The 8,052-nt window shown below is 57.0% G+C and carries 7 protein-coding genes; 6 read left to right on the top strand and 1 reads right to left on the bottom strand.

All coding sequences use genetic code 11. The features are described from left to right. A partial coding sequence (locus ABYP39_RS15710; protein WP_372783480.1) for a CFI-box-CTERM domain-containing protein occupies positions 1 to 1,379 on the top strand: 1,379 nt, incomplete at its 5' end. Between the two features lie 19 nt (positions 1,380 to 1,398). Next, positions 1,399 to 2,754: an alkaline phosphatase PhoX gene (locus tag ABYP39_RS15705; protein WP_372783478.1), complete on the top strand. Its 1,356-nt coding sequence runs from the start codon at positions 1,399 to 1,401 to the stop codon at positions 2,752 to 2,754. On the opposite strand, the gene ABYP39_RS15700 is transcribed toward ABYP39_RS15705, so the two are convergent. Further along, complete coding sequence (locus ABYP39_RS15700) at positions 2,735 to 3,619, bottom strand: mechanosensitive ion channel family protein (protein WP_372750243.1); 885 nt, start codon at positions 3,617 to 3,619, stop codon at positions 2,735 to 2,737. The two genes, ABYP39_RS15705 and ABYP39_RS15700, sit on opposite strands and share 20 nt — an antisense overlap. 210 nt (positions 3,620 to 3,829) lie before the next feature. Between ABYP39_RS15700 and ABYP39_RS15695 the strand changes: the two genes are divergently transcribed. From ABYP39_RS15695 to ABYP39_RS15680, 4 genes are read left to right on the top strand one after another with little or no spacing between them, the layout of a single operon-like run. Beyond that, complete coding sequence (locus tag ABYP39_RS15695; RefSeq protein WP_372750242.1) at positions 3,830 to 4,339, top strand: (2Fe-2S)-binding protein; 510 nt, start codon at positions 3,830 to 3,832, stop codon at positions 4,337 to 4,339. Then, a complete protein-coding gene (locus ABYP39_RS15690) occupies positions 4,336 to 6,504 on the top strand; it encodes a molybdopterin cofactor-binding domain-containing protein (protein ID WP_372783476.1) in 2,169 nt (722 codons plus the stop codon). The genes ABYP39_RS15695 and ABYP39_RS15690 overlap by 4 nt, the downstream gene beginning before the upstream one ends. 23 nt (positions 6,505 to 6,527) lie before the next feature. Beyond that, a complete protein-coding gene (locus tag ABYP39_RS15685; RefSeq protein WP_372759206.1) occupies positions 6,528 to 7,616 on the top strand; it encodes an MBL fold metallo-hydrolase in 1,089 nt (362 codons plus the stop codon). Beyond that, a complete protein-coding gene (locus ABYP39_RS15680; protein ID WP_372747661.1) occupies positions 7,617 to 8,045 on the top strand; it encodes an HIT family protein in 429 nt (142 codons plus the stop codon). It abuts the gene before it with no gap. Positions 8,046 to 8,052: the final 7 nt, after the last annotated feature.

Genomic DNA, 8,052 nt, shown 5'->3' with positions numbered 1-8,052 from the left:
GACAGCAATACGTAGATCTCGATCCGGCAGGTGACGACCAGCCAGATCGCAATGCCGCGTTTGCTGCCAGCGGCGCGGATCTCCACGACTGGGGCGGCGGAGATGGTTTTTTGCAGGTCACCGTTCCGGCAGGCGGTGAAGTGTATGCCGTGTTGCAATGGAACCAACCGTCCGCTTCCGTTAACTCGCAGGCAGGCTCGCAGATTGATCTGGATCTGTATGCAACCCGCGCCGATTCAGTACTCGCGTTGAACCCGTCGAACCCCGCCCATTCCGGTCGCAGTATTTCCGCGCAGGGAACAACGGGCCAGCCCCTAGGCGACGCGTCTGAATTTCTACTGCTAACTGGCGCCGCAGTTGATACAACCTATTATCTGGCGATTGAGCATTACCAAGGGTCGCAGGGTGATATTCCGCAGGCCGCCGGCGTGCCGTTAGAGTTTCGGCTGGTCTTGGTAGGCGCTGTGGTGAGCGCGGAATATCCCTACGACGGCCCGGCAATTTGGGGGCATCCGACGGCGGAGGGCGTGATCAGTGTCGGTGCAGTACCCTGGTGGGAGGCACCGCCATTTGCGCCCGCCAGCTATGGCAGTCCGGCCATTGATCCACAACCTTACAGCGCACGGGGAGGGAGTATTCCCATTCAGTTTGACGCTTCCGGACAGTATCAGTCGGTACAGCGATTTGTACCGACACTTTCCGGTGTAGATGCCAATAACACCTCATTCTTTGGCAGTGATTTTACCGAAGGTGCCAACCCGGGCTATGGCGAGCCCGATGGCTTTCCAAACTTTTTTGGCACCTCAGCAGCAGCGCCGAATATCGCCGCACTCATTGCGCTGCTGCAGGAGCGATTTCCGAGTCTTACGCCGGCCGAAGTAGTGGATGGCCTGATCGCCAGTGCGGTTGATGTGGCAGGCATCCGCGCAGCCTCAGGCACTGACTCCGTCAGTGGCGCAGGGCTGGTATCTGGCGAAGCGGCCTTGGCCTACTTTACTGCGAATCCACCGACCCCCCGCGAGATGGCGCCGCCACCGGCGCAAGCCAGCTCTGGCTCAGGGTCTTCTGGCGGAGGTGGCGGGTGCTTTATTGCGACCGCTGCATGGGGAACCGCCTGGTCTCAGGAAGTGCGACTGTTACGCGAGTTTCGTGATAGACATTTGCGGCGGTATGCCGCCGGTAGATGGTTCATCGGGCAGTATTACCGTTATTCGCCAGCGCTTGCTGACTGGATTACTGAAAGTGAAACCACGAAGCAACTGGCACGCATTGCGTTGGCACCGCTCATCTACAGCATTCGGTACCCCTTGAGCACCTTTGTGTTCAGTGTGGCATTGCTAGGTTTGGCCTGGAACCGGCATACTCGACGTCTCACGTAACGGATATCAGGCTTCCATAATGACTGCGCTGCGCCGGCGTTCGCTTCTCAGACGCGCCTTTTTTGGCTCTCTGGCCCTTAGCACCGTTTCAGGCCGGGCGATAGCCGGTACTTGTCTGCCCGTCAGTGGGCAACGTGAATTGCCGCTGCTGCCGGGCCCACTGAGCAAGGCCGGCATGCTGCGGCCGCCTGATTCGCTGGGCGTTGCGATGCCTGCAGATTTTACCTGCCGATTGCTTGCTGTCGCCGGTGATCGCGTTGTGACGCCAGCCGGTGCTGAACCCATCAGTACCTATCGATGGCATACCTTTCCCGATGGTGGCGCTGTTTTTCCTCGACCCGATGGTGGTTGGATCTATACCTCTAACTCCGAAGTTCCGCTGCTACCCCTAGGCGGTTGCGGTGCGCTGGGTTTCGATCACGGTGGTAAGGTTGATTCGGCCTACAGCATATTGCAGGGCACTACCCAAAACTGTGCTGGCGGTAAGACCCCTTGGGATACGTGGCTTTCCTGTGAAGAAGCCAAGACGGGATTGTGTTATGAGTGTGACCCGTTCCGGCCGGGGCAGGGGGTTGCGAAGCCGGCCTTGGGGCGCTTTGCCCACGAGGCCGCTGCGGTAGATGCTGCCCGTCATACCGTCTATTTGACCGAAGACACTATAGACGGGCGTTTTTATCGTTGGGTGGCAGATTCGGAAGATAAAAAAGCGGGGCGCCTTGGGCTGGAAAAAGGCAGGCTGGAAGTACTTAACCTCGTGGGTTATGCCGACGACTGCTATCCGGAAAGTGATGTGCTGGTACGTCGGCAATTACCTGTGAATTGGGTGCCGGTGAAGTTTCCGAACGAGGTTCAGGGAGAGGTCCGTCAGCAATTGCGCAAGCGGGGTGAGACCGTCCCGGGAACTCGCTTTGCCGGCGGTGAAGGTTTGTGGAGCTACCAGCTGACGCCAGAGGACGCAGCCCTACTGACATCTCCCGACGCGGTGTTACCAGATACCCTGATCTTTTGGACCACAAAAATAGACAACCGGGTGTGGGTGCTCGATGTGGCCAATCAGGTTGTCGAGTTGATCTTTGATAATGCCAGCATGGATTCCCCACTGCACAGTGTGGACAACCTGACAGTGAGCCCCTGGGGTGACGTGCTGGTCGCAGAAGATCCGGTGAGCAGCGATATTGCGCGTCTGGTCGTGCTGCAGCCAAATGGCGGCGCATCGACTCTACTGGAAATACACCATCCCGGGTCGGAAATATGCGGGCCAGCCTTTTCACCTGATGGCCGGCGCTTGTATTTCAGCTCACAGCGCTATCACAAAGGCGGTGCCACATTCGAGGTGACATTGCCAGAGCGCCTGCTCAAGCTCGCGGCTCTCTGAAATCGCTGACCACGTGCAAATCCCGCTGGGGGAAGGGCACCGAAATGTTGTTCTCGCGGAACGCATCGTCTATAGCACTCAGGTACACCCCGCGAACCAGGCTCGGCCGGTTGGAAAATTCCGGTCTGGTCCAGACCAGCAGCTCAAAATCCAAGCTGGAGTCCCCAAACGCCTTCATTATGACCTGCGGTTGATGCTCAGACGTGTCTGCCAGCGTGATAGATTGGGCCAGTGCTGCCTTGATGACGCACTCATTCATGAGGGTTTTGTCGGTGCCATAGGCCACGCCGAACGGAATGCGCTGTCGGCAGAAATTATCAGTGTGAGTGAAGTTGGTGACCTTGCCGTTCACAAATTCGGCGTTCGGCACCAGAATTTCCGAGTTTTCCGCGGTGGTGATGACGGTGGCCCGCACCCGGATCTCAGTCACTGTGCCCATGACACCACTGTCGAGCTGAACAAAGTCGCCTACCTTCAGTGAGCGCTCAAGTAGAATAATCAGCCCGGACACGAAGTTGCTGACAATAGCCTGCAATCCAAAACCAATGCCCACCGAAAGGGCAGAAACGATCAGTGCCAGCTTGCCGAAATCAACGCCCATGACCGACACGCCAATGAGTACACCGGCTATCAGCACAAAATAGTGGGAGATGCGTTCGAGTGTGTAAATGGAACTTGGGGTCAGTGCATAGCGGCCCCGGTTCAGTGAGCCGACACTACCTTTGAGCAGCCTGGCCAGATGCAGCGACAGCACAATAACCAGCAGGCCCGCGAAAATCGATGCCAGAGTGACAGGCCCTTTACCCAAATCGATCAGGGGGTAGCGCATCACACTAAGTACACTGGCGATTGAAATATCGAACATGGCGGTCCCCACCTGCATTTCAGTATGGTTATGCTAACCGAGAATCTTTGCGGCGAATACGCTTTTTCTGCGCGGCAGAAGGAAACTGGCGATGGCTTGGCGTATCATGTCGGCACAATGACGAAACCGTAACGCACAGCGGTTCATCCACGGCAGACTATGTCGGTCGCGTACAGATAGCGTAAGTTTTTTGGCATTTTAGGAAGGAAGATGGCAGTTACTACTTTTACACTCAATGGCCAGCAGCAGCGGCTCGATGTTGAACCCGATACGCCCCTGCTGTGGGTTATTCGAGAAGCCTGCGAGCTGACGGGAACCAAGTTCGGCTGTGGCCGAGGATTGTGCGGCGCCTGCACCGTGCATCTGGATGGGTATCCCGTACGGAGTTGCAGTTTTCCGGTGTCATTGGCCGAAGGTAAAACCATTACCACAATAGAGGGAATCGCGCCTTCGGAGGAAGAATTGCATCCGGTACAGCAGGTCTGGATGGAGCAGAGCGTCCCCCAGTGTGGTTACTGCCAATCGGGACAGATTATGGCGGCAGTTGCGCTACTGAAGCAAAACCCGGAGCCCAGTGACGATGCAATTGATTCTGCCATGAGCAATATTTGCCGGTGTGGCACCTATCCCCGTATTCGTACGGCAGTGAAAGAGGCCGCGCAGCGTATTCAAAGCGCGTCGATGGTTACCATCGTCGAGCCACAGGAGGCCGCACTATGACAACACTGAGTCGACGCAGCTTCTTCAAACAGTCTGCGGCACTGGGTGGCGGTATAGCGGTTGCCATCCATTTGGGCGGTTGTGGCTCCGAGCCTGTTTATCCCGGCGATCGCGAGAACGCACTTCAGCCAAACGCCTATCTGCAGGTTACCCCCGATGGCAAGGTAGTGTTCCAATTGCCGCGTGCTGAAATGGGGCAAGGTGTATACACCGGTCTGACAACCTTGGCGGCGGAAGAGCTAAACATGCCCGCCGAGCAGATAGTGGTTGAGCACGCCTACTACCATCCGGAATTTCGCGACCCGGAATTTCAGATGATGATGACCGGCGGCAGCGTTTCACTGCGCAATAACTTTATGCCCATCCGTCAGGCGGCTGCGAACCTGCGGGCCTGGTTGCGCGCGGCAGCTGCGCAGCAATATAAGGTGTCATTGGATGCGGTAGAGCTAAGTAATGGCCAAGTATTGGTGGAAGGTCGTGAGCCAGTGGGCTTTGGCGAACTTATAGAAACAGCGAACTCGCTGCCCGTACCTGAGAAAGCTCCCCTGAAAAGCCCAGCCGATTTCTCGCAGATTGGCCGGCACAGCGTGCGACTTGATGCGCGCGACAAAGTAACCGGTTCAGCCCGGTTTGGTATTGACTGCACGGTGCCGGGTACGCGCACGGCGGTCATGCGTCGCTGCCCGCACCTCGGCGGACGGGTGAAATCCTTTGATGCGAGTGCGGCCAAGGCCGTGAAGGGTGTTGAGGCGGTATTTGAAGTTAACGGCGGTGTCGCGGTGGTGGCATCCGGCTACTGGCCCGCGCGCAAAGCTGCTGATGCCCTCGACATTCAATGGGATAAGGGGCCTCTGGCGGGTCTAGATGACAATACCTTGCGCCAGCGACACGAGAAACTATTGCAGTCCGAAGGGCGCCAGGTAGCAGAAGTGGGCGACGCCGAAGCCGTCACTGGTGAGCGCATGACAGCGCGCTATCGTGTGCCGATGTTGTCGCACAGCCCGATGGAACCGCCCAACGCGCTGGTTCAGGTGAGCGAGAACCGCGTGGAAGTGTGGACTGGTACCCAGGTGCCAGACACGGCTATTGGTGTAGTGGCGGCAGCGCTGGAGCGACCACGTGAGCAGATTATCGTTCACAATCAGATGTTGGGCGGTGGCTTTGGTCGCCGTCTGGTCCCCGATTACATTGTCGAGGGCGCGCGTATTTCGGCGCGAACCGGTCACCCCATCAAGCTGGTGTGGAGCCGCGAGGACGATATACAGCACGACTATTATCGCCCGGCAGCAATGGCCGAGCTGAGTGCAACCGTCGACAACGGCAAAGTAACCAGCTTCAGCGGCAAAACTGTGGTGCCAAGTATTATGGGGCAGATTATGCCGATGTTTGCCGAAGCCGCCATGCCAGAGTGGTTGCCTCCGGCAATCCCGCGTAGTCTTGCGGGCCTGCTCAAGCATGTGGACACCTCCATGACTGAAGGCTTGGGCGATACCAATTATCAGTTCCCCTATAAAAAGATGGAAACGGTTCACGACGATACACCGATACCGGTGGGGTTCTGGCGCTCCGTGGGTCATTCACAGAATGCGTTTTTCACTGAAAGCTTTATCGACGAACTTGCGCATCGCCTCGGGCAGGATCCGGTGGAATTCCGCCTCATGCATATGCCGCACGACTCGCGACGCTATCGTGCACTGAAACTGGTGGCCGAAAAAGCTGGTTGGGGGAGGCCAACACCGGGGCAATTTCAGGGGGTGGCGGCCCACGATGCCTTTCACAGTTCGGTGGCACAGGTGGTGACTGCCTCGGTCGAAGGGACAAATATTCGGGTTCACAAGGTGGTATGTGCGGTGGATTGCGGGCTTGCCGTTAATCCCGACATTGTTATTGCCCAGATGGAGAGCGCGATCGTCTTCGGCCTGACCGCCGCGTTAAAAGCGGGTATTACCCTGGAAGATGGCAAGGTCAAGCAGAGCAACTTCCATGACTACCCCATGCTGTCGCTAGCTGAAACGCCGGAGATCGAAGTCCATATCGTACCCTCCACGGACGCACCGACAGGTGTAGGTGAGCCGGGGTTGCCACCGGTCGCGCCAGCGCTGGCCAACGCCGTATTTGCGGCAACAGGACAGCGTTTGCGGGAACTGCCACTCAGGCTTGGCTAGCACCTAAAAACTTAAGGATTACTATGAGAGGTTTGCACTATCCCTTTGAAAATACTCCCATTCCTGGCGAATGGCAGCCCGTTGCGGAAGGTATATACTGGCTGCGGATGTCATTGCCCATGGCGCTCGATCACATCAATCTGTATGTGCTTGAGGATGACGAGGGTTGGTGGATTATCGACACCGGTATGGGGCTGGATAGCACGCAGAAGGCCTGGAATACGCTGTTCGACGGGCCGATGAAGGGTAAGCCGGTGGTGGGTGTCATTGTGACCCACATGCATCCGGACCATGTAGGTCAAGCGGGCTGGCTCTGTGAAAAATGGCGCGCACCGCTCTACATGAGTTTTGGCGAGTATTACAACGCCCGCACATTCTCGACGATGCCTTTTGATAAGGTTCCTTGGACCACACGCGAATACTTTATAGGCGCGGGTGTTGAGCAGGATTACATGGACAAAATGCGGGCAAAAATGCGCGGTTTTGGCTCAATCATCGAGCCAATGCCACTGGCTTATCACCGATTGTGCGAGGGTGACGTGTTGTCAATCGGCGGCCGGGATTGGCGGGTCATGATAGGCAGCGGCCATTCCCCTGAACATGTCTGCCTGTTTAACGAGCGCGACCAGCTACTTTTTTCCGGGGACCAGATAATTCCCAGAATAACCAGTAATATCAGTGTGATGCCGTCGGAGCCCCGGGATAATCCGCTGCGACGCTGGATGGCGTCGCTGGATAGATTTCAGAAGGATCTGCCAGCAGAAACGCTGGTCTTTCCAGCTCATAACACGCCATTTACGGGTGTGCACAAACGTTTAAGCTATCTTAGAGAGCACCACGAGGATCATTTGCAGGCGGTAGAAGAGGCCTGCCTCACGCCGCAAACTGCCGTTCAGCTACTGCCGGTGCTTTTTTCCCGCGAGCTTGAGCTGACACAGATGAACCTGGCGCTGGGCGAGGCAATTGCACACATCAATTATCTTGTGGAAGCGGGGCGATTATCCTGCCAAACTGATGAAAAGGGCGTGCATTGGTACAAAACCGTGAGCGCCGAGGTTGCAACCCGCGCCGGGCGTGACCATCACAAAGATCCTGCACCGCTGGAGGTGTGAGTGGCGAGTGAGTGTATCTTCTGCCAGATTGCAGCCGGCAATGCGCCGGCGCATATCGTCTACACTGACAAGCAACTTATTGCTTTTCTCGACCTGTTTCCGGCTCATCGAGGTCATACTCTGATTATCCCGAAGCGACATAGTGACGATATTTTTACCGCTGATTCGGATGATATCGCCGCTGTTGGACGTTTATCGGTGCCGCTGGCGCGGGTTTTGGAGCGTATTACCGGGGCTGATGGTCTCGGTGTACACCAGTTGAACCGAGCGGCGGCTGGCCAGACCGTCTTTCATTATCACCAGCATTTGATCCCGCAGACTGCCGGTGAACCGCTTGCGATCCACGGCCGTAAGATGGGGGAGCAGGCAGAGCTGGCAGCGTTGGCAGCCCATATCCAGCAAGAGCTGCGTGCGGAGATGAGCGGATGAAGCGCCG

Source organism: Litorivivens sp. (assembly GCF_041625495.1).
Taxonomy (GTDB): Bacteria; Pseudomonadota; Gammaproteobacteria; order Pseudomonadales; family Spongiibacteraceae; genus Litorivivens.
The sequence above is the reverse complement of the archived record's forward strand: the minus strand, read 5'-3'. Positions and strand labels throughout refer to the sequence as shown.

Coding starts and splice junctions, on each gene's coding strand:
- ABYP39_RS15705 (WP_372783478.1), top strand. CDS start 1,399: ATGACTGCGCTGCGCCGGCGTTCGCTTCTCAGACGCGCCTTTTTTGGC.
- ABYP39_RS15700 (WP_372750243.1), bottom strand. CDS start 3,619: ATGTTCGATATTTCAATCGCCAGTGTACTTAGTGTGATGCGCTACCCC.
- ABYP39_RS15695 (WP_372750242.1), top strand. CDS start 3,830: ATGGCAGTTACTACTTTTACACTCAATGGCCAGCAGCAGCGGCTCGAT.
- ABYP39_RS15690 (WP_372783476.1), top strand. CDS start 4,336: ATGACAACACTGAGTCGACGCAGCTTCTTCAAACAGTCTGCGGCACTG.
- ABYP39_RS15685 (WP_372759206.1), top strand. CDS start 6,528: ATGAGAGGTTTGCACTATCCCTTTGAAAATACTCCCATTCCTGGCGAA.